Raw genomic sequence first — 20,013 nt, 5'->3', positions numbered from 1 at the left:
TCGGGTCAGCGGATAGGCGCCAGCTCCCGCAGCGCCTTCACGGCACCCGCACCCATGGCGGCGCCGAAGCGCTTGGCCAGGCGCTCTGCGACGTTGTCGCGGGGCGTGTAGTCGACGACGTCCTCGGCCTTGACCACCTCGCGCGCCACGTAGTCCAGGTTGCCGAAGTGATCGGCCAGGCCCAGCTTGACGGCCTGCTCGCCGTTCCAGAACAGGCCGGAGAACGTGTCCTGCGTTTCCTTGAGCCGCTTGCCGCGGCCCTCGCGCACGACGGTGATGAACTGCTGGTGGATCTGGTCCAGCATGGCCTGGGCATAGGCGCGCTGCTTCGGGGACACCGGGCTGAACGGGTCCAGCATGCCCTTGTTGTCGCCGGCGGTCAGCAGGCGGCGCTCGACGCCCAGCTTGTCCATCAGGCCAGTGAAGCCGAAGCCGTCCATCAGCACGCCGATGGAGCCGACGACCGAGGCCTTGTCGACGTAGATCTCGTCAGCCGCGGCGGCGATGTAGTAGGCGCCCGAGGCACACATCTCCTCGACGACGGCGTAGACCGGCTTGTCGTACTGCTTCTTCAGCCGCTTGATCTCGTCATAGACGATGCCGGCCTGCACGGGGCTGCCGCCGGGCGAGTTGATGCGCAGCACCACGGCCTGGGCGCCGTCGTCCTTGAAGGCATCCTTCAGCGCGGCCAGCAGCAGCTCGGCGCTGGCCTCGGTGTCGGCGGCGATCTCGCCGCGCACCTCGACGAGGGCGGTGTGCGGCGTCGTCGAAGGCGTGACGTGGCGCCCCTGCAGCCACAAGCTGTAGACGAGCAGCCCCGCCAGGCCCAGCCAGAACAGCCGGAACATGGTGCGCCAGCGGCGCTCCAGGCGCCGCTCGCGCAGGAAATCGCGCGCCAGCTGGGCCAGCAAGGCTTCATGCTGGGGCGCCACCAGCGGCGCAGGCGGCACGCCCACGGGCTCTTGCATGGGAGGCGGCAGGTCGTCGTCGGGGGTGCTCATATCAACCTTCAAAGGCGGGTTTTGTGTCGCGCGTCGGGTGCCAGAACACCTCGCCGTCGCGCTCGGTCAGCTCGATCTTGGTCAGCCGGCCGCGGTTGCAGGGGCCCATCAGGCATTGGCCGGTCAGCGGGTCGTACACGGCGCCGTGAATGCTGCACATGATGTAGCGCTTGTCGTGGTCGAGGAACTCGCCTTCCTGCCAGTCCATCTCGGTTGGCACATGGGCACAGCGGTTCAGGTAGGCGACGGCACGGCCGTCGAAGCGCAGCGCGAAGGCGCGCACCGGCTCACGCCACTGGATGACGTCGAAGCTGACCGCCTTGCCGCGCTCCGCCAGCTCGGCCGAGGCGCACAGGCGCTGCAGCGGCGCGATGTCCTGCTCAGGCATGCTGGATCAGCCAGTCGTGCAGCTCGCGCGTGGAGTGGGCGATGAACAGCGGCTTGTGCTCGGCGAAGGTCTCGTGGTCGTGGGCACCGAAGCTGACACCCACGCTGGGCACGCCGGCATTGGCGGCGAGCAGCAGATCGTGCGTGGTGTCACCGATCATCAGCGTGCGCTCGGGCTCCACGCCGAACTCGCGCATCAGCTCGTTGAGCATCTGCGGATGCGGCTTGGAGCGCGTCTCGTCTGCCGTGCGCGTGCCGTCGAACATGTTCGTCAGCTCCGCATGGGCCAGCACCCGGTCCAGGCCCACGCGGTTCTTGCCGGTGGCCACGGCCAGCCAGTGGTGGCGGGCCTTGAGCGCCTGCAGCATCTCCAGGCTGCCATCGAACAGGGACACGTCGTTCTCGGACGCCAGGTAATGGTGGCGGTAGCGCAGGCCCAGGTCCTGGTAGCGCTCGGCCGGCAGGTTGGGAACGACATGCTCCAGCGCATCGCGCAGGCCCAGGCCGATGACGTACTTGGCACGCTCGAACTCGGGCTCGGGCAGGCCGATGTCGACAGCCGCGCGCTGGATGCTGCGCGCGATCAGCGCGGTGGAGTCGAACAGGGTGCCGTCCCAGTCGAAGGCGATCAGGTCAAAACGTTGGGGTCTCATGGGTTCATCAGCTTCGCACACTCGGGCGGCAGCGGCGCTTCCAGCGTCATCTCGGCCCCGGTGGCAGGGTGGGTGAATCGCAGCCGGCGGGCGTGAAGAAACATGCGGTCGAACTTCAGCGGCCCGCGGGCCAGTTCGCGGTTGCGCTCGAAGTCGCCGTACTTGGGGTCGCCCACGATGGCGTGCCCGGCCTGCTGCAGATGGACGCGGATCTGGTGGGTGCGGCCGGTCTTGATGGTCACGTCCAGCAGGCTGAAGCGCGGCGCTCTTTGCATCACCTTGACCAGGCTGATCGATCGCTTGGCCTCTTCCTCGCCTTCCTTGCCCGGCCTCACCCAGCGCTCGCCGTCGCTGCCGACGAATTTCACCAGCGGCACGTCGATGACCTTGAGCCGGTCCGGCCACTCGCCCCAGACCAGGGCGGCATAGGTCTTGCCCGTCTCGCGATCGCGCAGCTGGTCCTGCAGGTTGACCAGCGCGCTGCGCTTCTTGGCGATCATCAGCAGGCCCGAGGTCTCCTTGTCGAGCCGGTGCACCAGTTCCAGGAACTTGGCCGTCGGCCGCGCGCGGCGCAGCGCCTCGATGACGCCATAGCTGACACCGGAGCCGCCATGCACGGCCACGCCGGCCGGCTTGTCGATGACCAGTAGATGCTCGTCCTCGAAGACGACCGGGAACTCGCGCGCCGGGGCCTCGGGCGCTGCCGCCTTCTCGGGAACGCGCACCGGCGGGATGCGCACCTCGTCGCCGATCTCCAGGCGCGTGTCGGCCTGCGCCCGCCCCTTGTTCACCCGCACCTCGCCGGCCCGGATGACCCGGTAGACATGGGTCTTGGGCACGCCCTTGAGCTCGCGGAGCAGGAAGTTGTCCAGGCGCTGGCCGGCCGAACCTTCGTCGACGACGACGCGCCGAACCGCGGGTTTGTCCGTACTCACGGCGGTGGTTGACCCCGTGGCAGGGGCGCCGGGGGCTGCCCCTATAATCCTTTTCACCACGTTGCTGCCGTAAGTGTTTGATTTTTTTGATTTTAGCGGCGGTAACGTGTGGCCGGCGGGGCCCAGCCCCGGTGGTCACAGGCGATGCAACGCGAAAGTTGGCCGGCAGGTTTGCTCCCCGAGTGAGTGAACGGCCCGCCGCCCGACGCGGCAGAGCGATGACACAAGAACCCGCGAGCCCCGCTGCCCTGGATTGTTTTCAAGGCACACGGCGCCCGCAGACAACAAGGTTTCCATGGCGACAGAGCGCCGAGGCCCCCGGGCCGCGCGAGCTGTCACCAGCGTCCAGCAGCCCACGCGGATGAGCATGCCCCTCCCCCCACACGCACCCCTGCGGCCCCGGCTAGATCCCGGTGTGGCCGCCCTGCCCCGGCCCTCGGCCGGGCGGGTGCGCACGGGAGCCGGCAGCTCGGATCATGTGAGCGCTGCTGTGGCGCACGCGCCAACGCCGGTTGCGCGCTGACCCCCACGGTCGGCCGCGCTTTCGGTCCAGGGCGATTCCTTCCTCGGTTCTCAGCCATCGCCCGTGCATCTTGAGCCGTCTTCGGACGGCACGATGAACGTACGCGCTTCGCGGCGGTTTCGACCCGCCCGGCGCGTGAGGAGTGATGACATGAAACGCATGCTGATCAATGCGACGCAGCCGGAAGAGCGGCGCCTCGCGATCGTCGATGGCCAGAAGCTGCTGGACTTCGAGACCGAAATCGAAGGCCGCGAGCAGCGCAAGGGCAACATCTACAAGGCCGTCGTAACAAGGGTCGAGCCCTCGCTCGAAGCCTGCTTCGTCGACTACGGCGAGGACCGCCACGGCTTCCTGCCGTTCAAGGAGATCTCGCGCCAGTTCTTCCGCGAGGGCACCGACGTCAAGAACGCGACCATCAAGGACGCGATCAAGGAAGGCCAGGAGCTGCTGGTCCAGGTCGAGAAGGAAGAGCGCGGCAACAAGGGTGCGGCGCTGACCACCTTCGTGAGCCTCGCCGGCCGCTACCTCGTGCTGATGCCCAACAACCCGCGCGGCGGTGGCGTGAGCCGCCGCATCGAGGGCGAGGACCGCGAGGAGCTCAAGGAGAACCTCGACCAGCTCGAATACCCCAAGGGCATGAGCCTGATCGCCCGCACCGCCGGCATCGGCCGCTCCGCCGCCGAGCTGCAGTGGGACCTGAACTACATGCTCAAGCTCTGGGAGGCCATCGACGGCGCTTCCAAGGCCGGCAAGGGCGCCTTCCTGATCTACCAGGAAAGCAGCCTCGTCATCCGCGCCATCCGCGACTACTTCACGTCCGACATCGGCGAGATCCTGATCGACACGGACGACCTGTTCGAGCAGGCCCACCAGTTCATGAACCACGTGATGCCCGACCAGGGCCATCGCGTGAAGCGCTACCGCGATGACGCGCCGCTGTTCAGCCGCTTCCAGATCGAGCACCAGATCGAGACGGCCCACAGCCGCACGGTGAACCTGCCCTCGGGTGGCGCCATCGTCATCGACCACACCGAAGCCCTCGTGTCGGTCGACGTCAACTCGGCGCGTGCCACCCGCGGCGGCGACATCGAGGAAACGGCCACCCGCACCAACCTCGAAGCGGCCGACGAGATCGCCCGCCAGATGCGCCTGCGCGACCTCGGCGGCCTGATCGTCGTGGACTTCATCGACATGGAGGAGTCCAAGAACCGCCGCGACGTCGAACAGCGCCTGCGCGACGCGCTGCGCAACGACCGCGCCCGCGTGCAGTTCGCCTCCATCAGCAAGTTCGGCCTGCTGGAGATGAGCCGCCAGCGCCTGCGCCCGGCGCTCAGCGAAGGCAACCACATCACCTGCCCGCGCTGCAACGGCACCGGCCACATCCGCGACACCGAGTCGAGCGCGCTGCAGATCCTGCGCATGGTCCAGGAAGAGGCCATGAAGGACAACACCGCCGCCGTGCATGTGCAGGTGCCGGTGGAAGTCACGTCCTTCCTGCTGAACGAGAAGCGCACCGAGATCACCAAGATCGAACTCAAGCAGCGCGTGACCGTGCTGCTGGTGCCCAACAAGCACCTGGAGACGCCCAACTACAAGCTGGAGCGCCTGCGCCACGACGACCCGCGCCTGGAGAACCTGCAGGCCAGCTACACGATGATCGAGGAGCCGACGGACGAGGTGGGCATCACCCGCCGCGGCGACGTCGAGAAGAAGAACAAGCAGGAACCGGTCATCAAGGGCATCTTGCCCGAGCAGCCCGCGCCCATGCCGGCACCGGCGCCCGCGCCCGTCGTGGCTGCGCCCGCACCGGCACCGGTGGTCGTTGCGCCCGCGCCGGCGGCTGCCGGCGGCGGCTTCTTCGGCTGGATCAAGAACCTGTTCGGCGCCAGCCCCGCCCCCGCGCCGGAGCCGGCCGTGGCCGCCCCGGCAGCGCCGGCTGCGACCGACAAGCCCAAGCGCGAAGGTGGCCGTGACGGCCGCCGCGACGGCGGTCGTCGCGGTGAACGTGGCGAGCGCGGCGAGCGCAACGAACAGCGCGGCCAGGGTAGCCGCCGCGATGGCAAGCCGGGCGAAGGCCGTGGCGAGCGCGGCGACCGCAAGCCGCGCGCCGAGGGCGCCGACAAGCCAGAACAGCAGCAACAACGTCCGGAGCGCGGCGAGCGCGCCGAACGTGGCGAGCGTGGCGACCGCCCCGAGCGCGGCGAGCGCCGCCCGCGTGGCGAGCGCCAGGAGCGCCCGCCGGTCGAGGCCGCGCTGCCCGTCGCCGCGCCGCTGACCGAAGAACTGGCCGCCGTGCATGACGCGCCGCCCGCCTTCGTCGACAGCCAGGCTGAAGCCGCCCTGCCCCCGACCGGCGACACGCCGGCCGGTGAAGAGCGCCAGGGCCGTGGCCGCCGCCGCCGCCGTGGCGGCCGTGACCGCGACGACCAGGCCACCGGCAACGAGGCCGCCGGCGAGACCAGCGCGGACGCCGCGCCCGCCGACGCCCCGGCCGACGCTGGCGCTGAAGCCGCGCCCGCCGTGGAGAGCGACGACGTCGGCGAAGGCCATGGCCGCGAAAGCCGCCGCCGTGGTGGCCGTGGTCGCAATCGCAACCGCCGCGAGGAAGGCGCAGCCGACGGCCAGGAGCCCGCTGACGAGCAGGCCGGCACGGCCGAGCCGGCCGCCCCCGTGCAGAGCTCGCTGATCGAGGACGCGATGGCCAGTGCGGCGGCGCCTGCCGCGCCGGTCCAGGCCCCGGCCCCCGTGGCCGCCGCAGCCGCACCGGTCGCGGCCCCTGCGCCTGTCGTCGAAGCCTTCGAGCTGCCGCTGGGCCAGCTGCAGGCCATCGCCGAAGGTGCAGGCCTGCAGTGGGTCAACTCCGACGCCGACAAGATCGCCGCCGCCCAGGCTGCCATCGCGGCCGAGCCGGCCCCCGCCCCGCTGGGCCGCGAGCCGGCGCCGGTCGTCGTCGTCGACGAGGGCCCGCTGGTGCTCGTGGAAACCCGCAAGGATCTGAGCCAGGTGAAGCTGCCTTTCGAGGCATGATCCAGCTCGGCTGATCCACCCCTCAGGAACGCCGCTCGGCCACAAGCCGGGCGGCGTTCTCACATTCAGCGCCCCAACCCCGAGGCCCCACATGACGACCACTCTCACCGCCGACGCCGCCACCGCGGCCCGCCCCGCGGCCAAGATGCCGCCGCAGATCCCCTACATCATCGGCAACGAAGGATGCGAGCGCTTCAGCTTCTACGGCATGCGCAACATCCTGACGGTGTTCATGATGACCAGCCTGCTGCTGGCCGTGCCGGAGAGCATGCGCAAGGCCGAGGCCAAGGAGGTGTTCCACACCTTCGTCATCGGCGTCTACTTCTTCCCGCTGCTGGGCGGCTGGCTGGCCGACCGCTTCTTCGGCAAGTACCCGACCATCTTCTGGCTCAGCCTCGTCTACTGCTGCGGCCACGCCTGCCTGGCGGTCTTCGAGAACAACATCCGGGGCTTCTACTTCGGCCTCTTCCTCATCTCGCTGGGCTCGGGCGGCATCAAGCCGCTGGTGAGCAGCTTCGTCGGCGACCAGTTCGACAAGAGCTCGCGCTCGCTGGCCCAGAAGGTCTATGACGCCTTCTACTGGATCATCAACTTCGGCAGCTTCTTCGCCTCGCTGCTGATGCCCGTCATCCTGAAGGGATTCGGCGCCAGCGTGGCCTTCGGCCTGCCCGGCGTGCTGATGGCGCTGGCCACGCTGATCCTGTGGAGCGGCCGCAAGAAGTACGTCCACCAGCCGCCGCGCGGCGCCAACCCGCACAACTTCCTGAAGGTGGTGTGGACCGCGCTGAAGGCCGGCGGCCTGGGCATGGGCATCGCGGGCCTGGGCGTCGTAGGCGCGGCCTACAGCCTGAGCCAGATCGGCGGCCTGGGCTTCGTCGCCGCGGCCTGCCTGGCCCTGGTGCTGGTGATGGGCTTTGGCGGCCTCGGCGCCGCACTGCAGCTGGACCGCGCCCGCGGCGTGCACCCGGACGAGGCCGTGGACGGCGTGCGCGCCGTGCTGCGCGTGCTGGTGCTGTTCGCGCTGGTCACGCCGTTCTGGTCGCTGTTCGACCAGAAGGCCTCCACCTGGGTGCTGCAGGCCGACCAGATGAGCAAGCCCGAGTGGTTCCAGTCGTCCATGATGCAGGCGCTGAACCCGGCGCTGGTGATGATCCTCATCCCCTTCAACAACCTCGTGCTCTACCCGCTGCTCTCGCGCATGGGCCTGCAGGTGACGGCGCTGCGCCGCATGGGCGCGGGCATCGCGCTGGCCGGCGCGGCCTGGATCGTGGCGGGTGTACTGCAGCTGTGGCTGGACGCGGGGGACGCGGTCAGCATCGTCTGGCAGATGCTGCCCTATGCGCTGCTGACGCTGGGCGAGGTGCTGGTCTCGGCCACCGGCCTGGAGTTCGCGTACAGCCAGGCGCCGCTGTCCATGAAGGGCACGATCATGAGCTTCTGGAGCCTGTCGGTGACGGTGGGCAACCTGTGGGTGCTGCTGTCCAACGTCAGCATCAAGAGCCCTGGCGCCCTGCAGGCCATCAAGTCCACGGGCTACAGCGAGACAGCCTGCCTGATGTTCTTCTTTGCCGGCTTCGCGCTGGTGGCGGCCCTGCTGTTCGCGCTGGTGGCGCGCCGCTACCCGATGCAGGATAACTACCGTGGCTGATGTCACGCCGCACCGCCGGCCTGGGTGAAATTACCCGCGCCGTGCGGCGCCCGACCGCGCCGCTGCGCTCTACGATGCCGCCCGACTGCCCCCGGGCGGCATTTCTTTTTGGCGGTCCCTGAATGACTCAGCGTCCCTACATCGACCCGACCTCGGCAGCGGCCGACGCCCAAGTCCCGCCCCCGCCGGCGCAGCCGCCAGCCGCCTGGCAGGAGGCGTCGCACCGGCCTCGCCCCAGGGCCGGACGCGCCCCGCGCCCGGCCACGCCCCCCAAGGTGGGCTACTTCGCCGCCCACTGGCGCGGCGAGCAGAGCCTGCCGCGCAGCTACTGGCTGAACAACTTCCTCGTCGCCACGCCGCTGGCCCTGCTGCTGACCGGCCTGATGAGCTGGATCAGCGTCAAGGGCGACTCGCTGCAGCTCAGCGCCATCGTCGTGCTGCTGGGCTTCCCGCTGCTGATTGCGCTGGACGTGTGGTGCCTGGTCGGCACCTGGCGCTCGGCCACGTCCTATCTGCGCCACCACGGTTCGCTGCTGTGGGGCTGGCTGGCCCGCATCAGCCTGGTGGTGGGCACGCTGCAGCTGGCGGCCTCGGTGCTGTTCGGTTTCCTGCCCAGCCTCGGCGAGTTCTGGCAGATGGCGCGCGGCATCGACCCCATCGGCCAGGCCAGCTTCACGCTGTCGCCCGATGGCCGCAGCCTGCGCCTGGAGGGCGTCATCGGCATGGGCGACGGCGAGCGCCTGCGCGGCCTGCTGACCAGCGAGGCGGCGCAGGGCCTGAAACGGGTGGAGCTGGTGTCGCCCGGCGGCCGCGTGCGCGAGGCCGAGCGCATGGCCACGGCGCTGAAGGCGCACAAGCAGGAAGCCCGTGCCGTCGGTACCTGCGCAAGTGCCTGCACGCTGGTCTTCCTGGCCGGCAACCCGCGCCATCTGGCGCCGGAGGGCCAGCTCGGTTTCCACCGTGCGTCGACGGGCACCTACAACCCCGTCTTCGAGGAACTGGCCAACCAGCAGCTGGCCAAGACCTACCGCGAGCTGGGCCTGCCCGAGACCATGATCGACAAGACGCTGCGCACGCCGTCGCGCGGCATGTGGTTCGTGCCGCGCGAGGAGCTGCAGGCCTATTCACTGATCGCGCCGTCGCCGCGCACGATGGCTGTCCCGCTGCCGGCAGCCGGCGCACCGCTGGCCGACTACGACGACGCGCTGCGCATCCACCCCGTCTGGGCCGCTCTGGAGAAGCGCACTGCGGGCACCGTCGACAGCGTGGCCAGGCGCATGCTGGCCGCACGCGCGGCCGGCGCCCCGGACGAGGGCGTGCAGGCCGCTGCGCTGGCGCCGCTGGCCGCGCAGGTGCCCGGGCTGGTCAACGGCACCGACGGCGTGCTGCGCCGGCGCTATGTGCAGCTCGTGACCGAACAGCTGAAGGCCCTGCGCACGCCGTCCCAGCCCGGTACCCGGCCGGCCTGCCGTGACCTGCTGGACGGCCGCCTCAGCGCCCGCGAACAACTGCCGCTGGAGTTGCAGGCCCGCGAGGCGGCCTGGCTGCTGGACGCCGCCACCGGCACGCCGCCGCGCTGGACGCCGAAGCCGCCCAGCCCCATCGAGATCGAAGTGCTCGACCGCTCCGTGGGCTCGGCCGCGATGGGCATGCTCTCGCGCCTGTGGGTGGATGCGCCGGATGCAGCCTCCGGCGCGCCTGGAGCGCCCTGCGATCCCGTCATCGCCATGCTGGACCGCCTGCAGGCCCAGCCGCCCGCCCGCCGGGAGCTGGCGGAGCGCCTGCTGTTCCACGCTCGCTGAGCCGGGCCGGGTCAAATTACCGGCACCCGCCGCACCGAGCCATCCACCGCCTCCCCTACCATGCCGCCCGGCCGCCAGCCCGGCGGCATGTTTCATGGAGCTGCTCTCGTGACCCCTGCCTTCCCGCTGCGCCTGCTCCTGTCGGCCACCCTGCTCGGCCTTCACCTCATGGCGCAGGCGGCGCCCTCCACGCCCATCGCCGTCAGTTTCGACACCACGCCGCGTACCGGCCAGCATCAGCGCCAGCTGATCGACATGCGGGCCGTCATGAAGATGCGCGTGGAGGCCGGCGCCGACGCCACCGAGGAGCAGCGCGCCAAGATCGCGCAGGCCGCCGAGCGCATGAACCAGACCGGGCCGGTCAGGATGTCCGTGCAGATGCAGCAGACCCTGAAGGTCGATGCGGCCGACGCCGACGGCTGGCTGCCGATTACGGTGTCCGTCGCCGCCCGCGGCGGCAGCGTGGAGGCGGGTGGCAACACCATGCCCCTGCCCAAGAACAACGCGGCGGACATGAGCTTCGCCGCCCGCTTCAACCCCAGGGATTTCGCCTTCGAGCTGCAGAAGTTCGACGGCGCCCCGCCGGAGCTGGCCGCCGCCATGGGCAAGCAGGGCAAGGCCATGATCGGCGAGAGCCTGCAGCTCTACAAGGCGCTGGCCCAGCGCCCGCTGAAGGTCGGCGAGAGCGTGGAGGTGCCGCTGACCATGGCCCTGCCCATGCCCCTGCCCGGCGGCGCGGGCGGCATGGAAAGCAAGGTGCGCTACACGCTGGCCCGCGTGGCCAAGGGCGTGGCCTATTTCGACCTGGGCATGGACATGAAGATGGACATCAACACCCCGCTGCCCAGGCCTGCGGCGGCGGCATCGGCCGCGTCCGCAGCCGACGCCGCGGCGCCCGATGCGCCGCCGCAGATGCTGCAGATGCAGATCACGGGTAGCGGCAAGGGCATGAGCGCCCTGCGCCTGTCCGACCGGCTGCCGCTGTCCAGCCAGTTGGCGATGAGCATGAAGATGACGATGAACGGCCCCGACAACGGCAGGATGTTCATGGACATGGACATCGACATGCAGTCCAAGGGCGAGTCGCTGGCCAGGCCGGTGGCCAGGAAGAAGCCCTGAAGCCTAGGCGCGCGCCTGTTCGACGACGACGAAGCTGACTGCGTAGTCGCTCTCGTCGCTCAGCGTCACCAGCCCGCTCAGGGCCCGCTCGGCAAACCAGTCGGCCAGCGGGCCGGACAGCTTCAGCACCGGCTTGCCACTGGCCTCGTTGAGGATCTGGCAGTCGGGCAGTCGCATGGGCAGGTGCAGGCCCAGGCCGATGGCCTTGCTGAAGGCCTCCTTGGCCGAGAAGCGCGTGGCCAGGTAGCGCACGCCGCGCGTCTCGGAGCGCGCGCGGCGCGCGCGAAAGACGCGCAGTTCGTCGGCGCCCAGCACCTTCTCGGCGAAGCGCTCGCCGCGCCGGGACAGCGTCACCTCGATGCGGCGGATGTCGCAGATGTCGGTGCCGATGCCGTAGATCACGCGGTCAGACGTAGGCCGTGGCGATGACGCGCTGGTAGGTGCGCACGGTCTCGGTGTAGCCCAGCTCCAGCGCGTCGGCGATGAGGGCGTGGCCGATGGAGGCTTCCAGCACGCCGGGCACATGGCGCAGGAACACGCTGAGGTTGTCGCGGTTGAGGTCGTGGCCGGCGTTGATGCCAAGGCCCACCCTCAGTGCGGCCTCGGCCGTGGCCGTGAAGCCGGCCAGCACGGCATCCTGGCGTTCGGTGCCGAAGGCGCTGGCGAAGGTCTCGGTGTAGAGCTCGATGCGGTCGGCACCCAGCGCTGCAACGGCGGCCATCGCGGCCGGGTTGGGGTCCATGAAGAGGCTGACGCGCACGCCCAGGCTCCGGGCCTCCTGGATCAGCGGCTTCAGGCGCTCGGCGTCCTGCGGCAGCATCCAGCCGTGGTCGGAGGTGAACTGGTCTTCCGAGTCGGGCACGAAGGTGACCTGGTGGGGGCGGTGCTTGCGCACGAAGTCCATCAGGTTCTGCGTCGGGTTGCCCTCGATGTTGAACTCGGCCTGGGGCCAGTCCTTCAGAAACGCGGCAAGGTCGTCCACATCGCCGGCGCGGATGTGTCGGGCATCCGGACGCGGGTGCACCGTGATGCCCTGCGCGCCCGCCAGCAGGCATTGCTCGGCGGCGCGCAGCACGCTGGGGATGCCCAGGTGGCGGGTGTTGCGCAGCAGCGCGACCTTGTTGACGTTGACCGACAGGGCGCAGCGGGCGCCGGCATGAGCGAGCGGGTTCATGAATCGAGCAGTTGTTGCACGTCCACCAGCAGGGCGCGGGTGCGCAGCGGCTGGTGGCCCAGATGGTAGTGGAGCAGGCCGCGCAGCGTGGTCTTGAGCGTCGAGGGTGCGGCCGCACAGGCCTGGCGCAGCGCGGCCATGCTGCCGTGCAGCAGCGCGGCCTGGAGCTGGATCAGCAGCACGCCGGGCAGGCTGGCGTCGCTGGTGGGCGGGATGAGGCCGGACTCTGCGGACAGCTGGTAGCGCCGCGCCGGGTCGATGGCCGCCTGGGTGGGCGTGACGACGCTGAGGTCGGGCAGCAGGCCCAGCTCGGCCAGCAGCTTGAGCTCGAAGGCGCGCAGCGCGGCATCGCCCTCGGCCAGATGGGCCAGCGTGTCGGCGTAGGCATCGAAGAGCCGGGGATGGGGGTCGTGGCGGGCCAGCAGCTTGAGCAGCAGCTCGTTCAGGTAGTAGCCGGAGAACAGAGCGGCGCCGGCCGGCAGCGTGGCGCCTCCGCCCCACTCCGCGCCGCGCAGGGTCTGCACCTCGCCACCGTCCGCCTTGGCCGGCTTGCTCAAGGAGACGGTGATGCGCTGCAGCGGCAGCAGCACGGCGCGCAGCTGCGAATAGGGCCGCTTGGCGCCCTTGGCTGCGACGGCTACGCGGCCGGACTCGCGCGTGAACAGGTCCAGGATGAGGCTGGACTCGCTCCAGTCGTGCTGGTGCAGCACGTAGGCCGGCTGTCCTGGAGCCCCTCGCCCGGCGGGTACGCCGGTCGGTCCCCCGGGGGGGCGTGGGCCGGCTTGGGAGCGGCCCGGCGCTCGGCCCGACGACGCCGCCATGTCACTCGTAGCCGTAGCTGCGCAGATGCTCTTCGGTATCCGCCCAGCCCGAGCGCACCTTGACCCACAGTTCGAGGAACACGCGGCCGTCCATCAGGTGCTCCAGCTCCTGGCGCGACTCCGAGCCGATGCGCTTCAGGCGCTCTCCGCCCTGGCCGATGATCATGCCCTTGTGGGCGTCGCGCTCGACGACGATGCTGGCGCTGATGCGGCGCAGCTCGCCCTCCTCTTCCCACTTGTCGATGACAACGGTGGAGGTGTAGGGCAGCTCGTCGCCGGTCAGGCGGAACAGCTTCTCGCGAATGATTTCGCTGGCAAGGAACTTCTCGCTGCGGTCGGTCAGCGCGTCCTCGTCGTAGAACCAGCCCTGCTCGGGCAGATAGGGCTTGAGGATCTTGAACAGGCGGGTGACGTCGGCCTCCTTCTTGGCCGACAGCGGCACGAACTCGGCGAAGTTGCGGCGCTCCTGCATGCCCTTGAGCCAGGGCGCCAGCTCGGCGCGGCGGTGCACGGCGTCGAGCTTGTTGGCGATCAGCACGACGGGCTTGTCCTCGGGCAGCAGGCCCAGCACCTTGGCGTCGTCCAGGCCGAAGCGACCGGCCTCGACGACGAACAGCACCAGGTCCACGTCGGCCAGCACGCCATGCACGGTACGGTTCAGCGTGCGGTTCAGCGCGGCGTTGTGCTTGGTCTGGAAGCCGGGGGTGTCGACGAAGACGAACTGGGCCTCGTCCACCGTGCGCACGCCGGTGATGCGGTGGCGGGTGGTCTGGGCCTTGTCGGAGGTGATGCTGACCTTCTGGCCGACGAGGGCGTTCAGCAGCGTCGACTTGCCCACGTTGGGGCGGCCGACGATGGCGATCAGGCCACAACGTTGAGCGGACGGCTGCGGTACTTCGGGTGCGGGCACAGTGGGCTCGGTCATGGTTTGCCTCGTTCGGCGTTCAGTCTATCCAGCAGACGGCGGGCTGCCTCCTGCTCGGCCGTGCGGCGCGAGCGGCCCTCGCCGAGTTCGGCCACGTCGAGCGCAGGGACGGCGCATTCGACCTCGAAGGTCTGGGCGTGGGCCTGGCCGCGCGTGGCGACGATGCGGTAGCTGGGCACGGCAATGCGGCGGGCCTGCAGCCATTCCTGCAGCGCCGTCTTGGCGTCCTTGGCGAAATCGCCGGCGCTGGCCGAGGTGGCGATGGTCTCGCCGAGCAGGCGGCGCACGATGTCGAGGGCGGCGTCGTAGCCCGCGTCGATGTAGGCCGCACCGAGCAGCGCCTCGACGGCATCGGCCAGGATGGAGGGGCGCTGGGCGCCGCCCCCTCGGGCTTCGCCGTCGGACATCTTCAGCACCGCCGGCAGGCCCAGGGTCAGGGCCAGCCTGTGCAGGCTGTCCTCGCGCACGAGGTGGGCGCGCACGCGGGTCAGGTCGCCTTCGTCGGAGCCGGCGTAGCGCTCGTAGAGCAGGCTGGAGACGGCCAGGCTCAGCACGGCGTCGCCGAGGAATTCCAGGCGCTCGTTGTGGTCGGCGCCATAGCTGCGGTGGGTGATGGCCCGCACCAGCAGCTCGGGCCGCTGGAAGCGATGGCCGAGGCGGCGTTGCAGGTCGTCGAGCGAGGCGTTCATTGACCCGAGGCGGGCGTCGACGCCGTCAATGCGACTTGCCCCGGTACTTGATCATCAGGTAGACCGGCCCGAAGAGGTCAATCTCCCTGTCCCACGCAAACTCGATGACGACTTTGTCGTTGCTGTCCTTGGTGACGACGAGGTCGCTGCCCTTGATGCTCTGGATGGAGTATTCGACCTGGATGGCCTTGTCGAAGTCCTGGCGCACGGCCGGCACGGTGGGCGGATTGCTCGCGGCGATGCGGTCGACGACCCGCTGCACGGTGTAGTACTCGAGCACGGTCGGGAAGACCTTCATGCCGACGACGGCGGTGACGGCGATGACACCGCCCCAGAACAGCAGGCCGATCAGCGAAAGGCCGCGCTGGCGACGGGGGGAGGACGAGGGGCTGCGGCAGGGGCTCATCTGGGCATCAATCGAAGAAGGTACCGACGCGCTTGAGGTTACCGAAATTCATCCAGACCAAGAAGGCCTTGCCGACGATGTTTTCATCCGGCACGAAGCCCCAGAAGCGCGAATCGCGCGAGTTGTCGCGGTTGTCGCCCAGCATGAAGTAGTGGCCGGCCGGCACCTTGCAGGTCACGCCTTCGAGGGTGTAGCGGCAGTTCTCGCTGAACGGGAAGGGACCGTCGGCACGGTCGGCACGGAAGAAGCGCTGCGCATCCGGCTGCACGAGGATCTGGTGCTCCTTGTCGCCCAGCTTCTCCAGAAACCGCTGGCGGTAGACGCGGCCGTCCTCGTCGTAGAAGTTGCCCTGGGGCTGCACAGGCGCCGGCTGGCCGTTCACGTAGAGCTTCTGGTTGACGTAGCTGATCTCGTCGCCCGGGATGCCGGCCACGCGCTTGATGAAGTCGGTACTGGGGTCCTCGGGGTAGCGGAAGACCATCACGTCGCCGCGCTTGACGTCGTTGTTGGAGACGATCTTCTTGTTCAGCACCGGCAGCCGGATGCCGTAGTGGAACTTGTTGACGAGGATGAGGTCGCCCACGAGCAGCGTCGGCACCATGGAGCCCGACGGGATCTTGAAGGGCTCGAACAGGAACGAGCGCAGCAGGAACACGACCAGGATCACCGGGAAGAGGCCGGCGGTCCAGTCCAGCCACCAGGGCTGCTGCAGGATCTGCTGGCGGGCCGGCTCGATGTCGCCGTCAACGCGGGCGATGCCCTGGGCGGCCAGGGTTTCACGGCGCTTGGCGTCGTTGGCTGCCAGCGCATCAGCCGCGGCACGGCGGGCCGGCGCGAAATGGAAACGCTCGGCCAGCCAGTAGAGCAGCGTCACGGCAGTGAGGACGAAGAGCAGCAGCGCGAAGTTGCCGCTCCATCGACCGGTGTACCAGCCGCCCAGGTAGGCCACCAGGGCCGCGTACAAAACACCGGTCAGAGCACTCATCGAGGAGGTTTTCAAGGCAGGAGGGGTGGGGTCAGTCGTCGACTTGCAGGATGGCGAGGAAGGCTTCTTGCGGCACCTCGACCGAGCCGATCTGCTTCATGCGCTTCTTGCCGGCCTTTTGCTTTTCCAGCAGCTTGCGCTTGCGGGTGATGTCGCCGCCGTAGCATTTTGCCAGCACGTTCTTGCGCAGCGCCTTGATGTTCTCGCGGGCGATGATGTTGGCGCCGATGGCGGCCTGGATGGCCACGTCGTACATCTGGCGAGGGATCTGCTCGCGCATCTTGGCGGCCACGCCGCGGCCGCGGTACTGGCTCTGGCTGCGGTGCACGATCATGGCCAGCGGGTCGACCTTGTCGCCGTTGATCATGATGTCGACCTTGACGACGTCGGCGGCGCGGTATTCCTTGAACTCGTAGTCCATGGACGCGTAGCCGCGCGAGGCGCTCTTGAGCTTGTCGAAGAAGTCCAGCACGATCTCGGCCAGCGGGATCTCGTAGGTCAGCATGACCTGCTTGCCGTGGTAGGCCATGTTGAGCTGCACGCCGCGCTTCTGGTTGGCCAGCGTCATGACGACACCGACGTAGTCCTGCGGCATGTACAGGTGCACGGTGACGATGGGCTCGCGGATCTCGCGCATGGCGCCGATCTCGGGCATCTTGGACGGGTTCTCGACCTGGATGACCTCGCCGGTGTTCAGCTCGACCTCATAAATGACGCTGGGTGCCGTCGTGACGAGGTCCTGGTCGAACTCGCGCTCCAGGCGCTCCTGCACGATTTCCATGTGCAGCAGGCCCAGGAAGCCGCAGCGAAAGCCAAAGCCCAGGGCCTGGCTGACCTCGGGCTCGTAGCGCAGCGAGGAGTCGTTGAGGCTGAGCTTTTCCAGCGCGTCACGCAGCTGGTCGTATTCGCTGGCTTCGGTCGGGTAGAGGCCCGCGAACACCTGGGGCTGGATTTCCTTGAAACCGGGCAGCGCCTCGGTAGCCGGGCCGGCGTTGTTGGGCAGCTTCTTTTCCAGCGTGACGGTGTCGCCCACCTTGGCGGCCGCCAGCTCCTTGATGCCGCAGATGATGAACCCCACCTCGCCGGCCTTGAGCCCGTCGCGGTTCTCGCTCTTGGGCGTGAACACCCCCAGATGCTCGATCGGGTAGACGGTGTTGGTCGCCATCATGCGGATGCGCTCGCCCTTGCGCAGCTCGCCGTCCACCACGCGCACCAGCATGACGACGCCCACGTAGTTGTCGAACCAGGCGTCGATGATCATGGCGCGCGGCGCGCCGTCGGGGTTGCCACGCGGCGGCGGCATGCGGGCGATGACGGCTTCCAGGATCTCGTCGATGCCCATGCCGGTCTTGGCCGAGCAGGGGATGGCGTCGTCGGCATCGATGCCGATGACGTCCTCGATCTCGGCCTTGGCGTTGTCGGGGTCGGCCGACGGCAGGTCCATCTTGTTGAGCACCGGCACGACCTCGACACCCAGGTCCAGCGCCGTGTAGCAGTTGGCCACGGTCTGCGCCTCGACGCCCTGGCTCGCGTCGACGACGAGCAGCGCGCCCTCGCAGGCGGACAGCGAGCGACTCACTTCATAAGAGAAGTCCACATGCCCCGGCGTGTCGATCAGGTTCAGGTTGTAGACCTGGCCGTCCTTGGCCTTGTACTGCAGCGCCGCGGTCTGGGCCTTGATGGTGATGCCGCGCTCGCGCTCCAGGTCCATGGAGTCCAGCACCTGCGCTTCCATCTCGCGGTCCGACAGTCCTCCGCAGCGCTGGATGATGCGGTCGGCCAACGTGCTCTTGCCGTGGTCGATGTGGGCAATGATGGAGAAGTTGCGGATGTGGTTCATGCTGACTGCTGCTCTGCGTGGCCGGGCATGCAACGGCAAAGCCGTTGCGTTGGAGGCTCATATCGCGCAGCGATGTGAAGGCCCGCGAAGGGCCGCGCCGTAAACAAAAAAAAGGCACGTCGAAGAGGCGACGTGCCTTCCAACAAAAGGTATGGCAACTGCTTGTTGGGCCTTCATTGTAGCCAAAAGGCCCGGCCGGGAAACCGCACCAGCATTGGTTTTCCGGCCGTTGCAGGCTGCCAACAAGGATTTTTAACCACAGCTTATCCACAAGTTCCTGTGGATCGCCTGTGGATCAAATCGGGGTGTTGCCGGAGGGCATCGATTCCACCTCCGGACACCCAATCCCGGGCTCATCAATGCTGCATTTTAACGGCCCGCACGAACAATCCCCGTCATTCTTGGTAAGTTAGCCGGCGCCAACTTTCTTAAGCGGTGGACAACCTCGACTCGCGGCCGACGCAGGCTTGCCGCATCGCGGAAAGCCCGAGCAGACAGCCCAGGATTTACCGCCCCATGCCGGTATCCGCCTGGCACCGGCCGTCGTGGGCTGTCCAGCCCACGGCGCCCGCTCAGCGCGCCGGCTTGAGCAGCACGAAGCTGACCACGTCGTCGCGGCGCACCACCAGGTTGATGACCTTGGCCTTGTCGGCCTTGGCGATCTGCGCCTGGAAGGCCTTCACCGTGGACACCTCGACGTTGTCCACCGACAGGATGAGGTCGCCCTCACGCAGGCCGGCGCGGGCCGCGGCACCCGTGGCGCCGTCGACCTTGACGCCGGACTTGAGCTTCAGCTCCTTGCGCTGGGCCTCGGTCAGTTCGGACACCTTGAGCCCCAGCGCCGCGCTGGCATTGGCAGCGGCGGGCGCCTCCTTCTCGGCCGAGCCCTCGGCACCGGCCTTGGGCCGCTCGACCTCGCCGACGGTGACGACGACATCCTTGTAGCTGCCACGGCGGAACACCGTCAGCGTCGCCTTGGCGCCCGGCTTCACGGCCGCGATCATGCGGCGCAGGTCCAGCGCCTTCTCGACCACCTTGCCGTCGACCTTGGTGATCACGTCGGCGCCTTCGATGCCACCCTTCTCGGCCGGGCTGCCAGGCGTCACGCTGCTCACGACGGCACCCAGCGGCTTGCCCAGGCCCAGGGCCTCGGCCTCCTCCTTCGTGATGTCGCGGGGCAGCACCCCCAGGAAGCCGCGCACGACGCGGCCGCCGGCGCGCAGCTCATCGGCCACGCGGACGGCATCGGCGATGGGGATCGCGAAGGAGATGCCCATGTAGCCGCCGTTCTGGCTGTAGATCTGCGAGTTGATGCCGATGACCTCGCCGCGCATGTTCACCAGCGGGCCGCCCGAGTTGCCCGGGTTGATGGCCACGTCGGTCTGGATCAGCGGCAGCAGGTCGCCGGTGTCGCGCTGCTTGGCGCTGATGATGCCGGCCGTCACGGTGTTCTCCAGGCCGAAGGGCGAGCCGATGGCCATGACCCACTCGCCGACGCGGGACTTGTTGCTGTCGCCCACCTTGACGACTGGCAGGCCGCTGGCCTCCACCTTCACGACGGCCACGTCGGAGCGCTGGTCGGCGCCGATGATCTTGGCCTTGAGCTCGCGCTTGTCGGTCAGCGTGACGATGACCTCGTCGGCACCCTGCACGACATGGGCATTGGTCAGCACATAGCCGTCGGCGCTGAGGATGAAGCCCGAGCCGACGCCGCGGCGCATCGGGCCATCGTCGTCGGGCGTGCCACCGCCACGCGGCGTGCCGCGACGCTGGTTGGGCACCGGGATGCCGAAGCGGCGGAAGAACTCCTGCATCTGCTCGTTCATCTCGCCCTGGCCTTCGGCCATCTTGACCTTCTCGGCGGTGCGGATGTTGACGACCGCCGGGCCGACGCGCTCCACCAACTCTGCGAAGTCAGGCAACTCGCGCGGCTGCGCCGTGGCCGGGGCCTGGCCCAGCGCCAGGGCCAGCGCCAGGGCCGTGCTCGAAAACAGGAAGCGCGCGCGCGCGGGATGGAGGCGGTTCTCAGCGTGCATGTGGATTTCCAGGGACTCAGCGGGGCAGTGACGGACGGGACA

General features: G+C 68.9%; 17 protein-coding genes. 4 read left to right on the top strand and 13 right to left on the bottom strand.

All coding sequences use genetic code 11. The features are described from left to right. Positions 1–5: 5 nt before the first annotated feature. Genes AC07VX_RS17120 through AC07VX_RS17105 form a run of 4 tightly spaced genes read right to left on the bottom strand, consistent with a single transcriptional unit; the run spans position 6 to position 2,976 of the window. Complete coding sequence (locus tag AC07VX_RS17120) at positions 6–1,001, bottom strand: S49 family peptidase (protein ID WP_493165704.1); 996 nt, start codon at positions 999–1,001, stop codon at positions 6–8. 1 nt (position 1,002) lies between these two features. Continuing rightward, a complete protein-coding gene (locus AC07VX_RS17115; RefSeq protein ID WP_493165705.1) occupies positions 1,003–1,389 on the bottom strand; it encodes a Rieske (2Fe-2S) protein in 387 nt (128 codons plus the stop codon). Then, on the bottom strand, positions 1,382–2,041 hold the full coding sequence (locus tag AC07VX_RS17110) for an HAD family hydrolase (protein WP_493165706.1): 660 nt from the start codon (positions 2,039–2,041) through the stop codon (positions 1,382–1,384). The genes AC07VX_RS17115 and AC07VX_RS17110 overlap by 8 nt, the downstream gene beginning before the upstream one ends. Further along, positions 2,038–2,976 (bottom strand): RluA family pseudouridine synthase, encoded by a 939-nt coding sequence (locus tag AC07VX_RS17105; protein WP_493165707.1) that lies wholly within the window; start codon positions 2,974–2,976, stop codon positions 2,038–2,040. Before AC07VX_RS17105 ends, AC07VX_RS17110 begins: the two co-directional genes overlap by 4 nt. A 673-nt stretch (positions 2,977–3,649) precedes the next feature. Here AC07VX_RS17105 and AC07VX_RS17100 point away from each other — a divergent pair. The 4 genes from AC07VX_RS17100 to AC07VX_RS17085 all read left to right on the top strand — a co-directional run bounded on the left by AC07VX_RS17100 (position 3,650) and on the right by AC07VX_RS17085 (position 11,095). Continuing rightward, positions 3,650–6,526: an Rne/Rng family ribonuclease gene (locus tag AC07VX_RS17100; protein ID WP_493165708.1), complete on the top strand. Its 2,877-nt coding sequence runs from the start codon at positions 3,650–3,652 to the stop codon at positions 6,524–6,526. 91 nt (positions 6,527–6,617) lie between these two features. Next, positions 6,618–8,174, top strand: a complete 1,557-nt coding sequence (locus tag AC07VX_RS17095) for a POT-type proton-dependent oligopeptide transporter (protein WP_493165709.1) — start codon at positions 6,618–6,620, stop codon at positions 8,172–8,174. 122 nt (positions 8,175–8,296) lie between these two features. Further along, complete coding sequence (locus AC07VX_RS17090; RefSeq protein ID WP_493165710.1) at positions 8,297–9,976, top strand: COG3904 family protein; 1,680 nt, start codon at positions 8,297–8,299, stop codon at positions 9,974–9,976. Positions 9,977–10,084: 108 nt separating this feature from the next. Further along, a complete protein-coding gene (locus tag AC07VX_RS17085; RefSeq protein ID WP_493165711.1) occupies positions 10,085–11,095 on the top strand; it encodes a hypothetical protein in 1,011 nt (336 codons plus the stop codon). Between the two features lie 3 nt (positions 11,096–11,098). Here the strand turns inward: AC07VX_RS17085 and acpS are convergent, their stop codons facing one another. The 9 genes from acpS to AC07VX_RS17040 form a co-directional block, all read right to left on the bottom strand. After that, positions 11,099–11,497 carry a holo-ACP synthase gene (gene acpS / locus AC07VX_RS17080; protein WP_493165712.1) on the bottom strand — a complete coding sequence of 133 codons (399 nt, stop codon included), beginning with the start codon at positions 11,495–11,497 and terminating at the stop codon, positions 11,099–11,101. Between the two features lie 4 nt (positions 11,498–11,501). Next, complete coding sequence (locus AC07VX_RS17075) at positions 11,502–12,269, bottom strand: pyridoxine 5'-phosphate synthase (RefSeq protein ID WP_493165713.1); 768 nt, start codon at positions 12,267–12,269, stop codon at positions 11,502–11,504. Beyond that, positions 12,266–12,979, bottom strand: coding sequence for a DNA repair protein RecO (recO, locus tag AC07VX_RS17070; RefSeq protein ID WP_493165714.1), 714 nt, complete (start codon positions 12,977–12,979; stop codon positions 12,266–12,268). The genes AC07VX_RS17075 and recO overlap by 4 nt, the downstream gene beginning before the upstream one ends. A 112-nt stretch (positions 12,980–13,091) precedes the next feature. After that, positions 13,092–14,015: a GTPase Era gene (gene era, locus AC07VX_RS17065; RefSeq protein WP_493165716.1), complete on the bottom strand. Its 924-nt coding sequence runs from the start codon at positions 14,013–14,015 to the stop codon at positions 13,092–13,094. Next, a complete protein-coding gene (gene rnc, locus AC07VX_RS17060) occupies positions 14,012–14,704 on the bottom strand; it encodes a ribonuclease III (protein WP_493165718.1) in 693 nt (230 codons plus the stop codon). The genes era and rnc overlap by 4 nt, the downstream gene beginning before the upstream one ends. A 25-nt stretch (positions 14,705–14,729) precedes the next feature. Next, positions 14,730–15,110 (bottom strand): DUF4845 domain-containing protein, encoded by a 381-nt coding sequence (locus AC07VX_RS17055; protein ID WP_493165719.1) that lies wholly within the window; start codon positions 15,108–15,110, stop codon positions 14,730–14,732. A 7-nt stretch (positions 15,111–15,117) separates the two neighbouring features. Next, the gene (gene lepB, locus AC07VX_RS17050) at positions 15,118–16,095 is read right to left on the bottom strand and encodes a signal peptidase I (RefSeq protein ID WP_493165720.1); all 978 of its coding nucleotides are present in this window, start codon (positions 16,093–16,095) and stop codon (positions 15,118–15,120) included. Between the two features lie 31 nt (positions 16,096–16,126). Next, positions 16,127–17,935, bottom strand: a complete 1,809-nt coding sequence (gene lepA, locus AC07VX_RS17045) for a translation elongation factor 4 (protein ID WP_493165721.1) — start codon at positions 17,933–17,935, stop codon at positions 16,127–16,129. Positions 17,936–18,507: 572 nt separating this feature from the next. After that, on the bottom strand, positions 18,508–19,971 hold the full coding sequence (locus AC07VX_RS17040; protein WP_493165722.1) for a Do family serine endopeptidase: 1,464 nt from the start codon (positions 19,969–19,971) through the stop codon (positions 18,508–18,510). Positions 19,972–20,013: the final 42 nt, after the last annotated feature.

Source organism: Roseateles sp. GW821-FHT03B02, assembly GCF_059421025.1.
The sequence above is the reverse complement of the archived record's forward strand: the minus strand, read 5'-3'. Positions and strand labels throughout refer to the sequence as shown.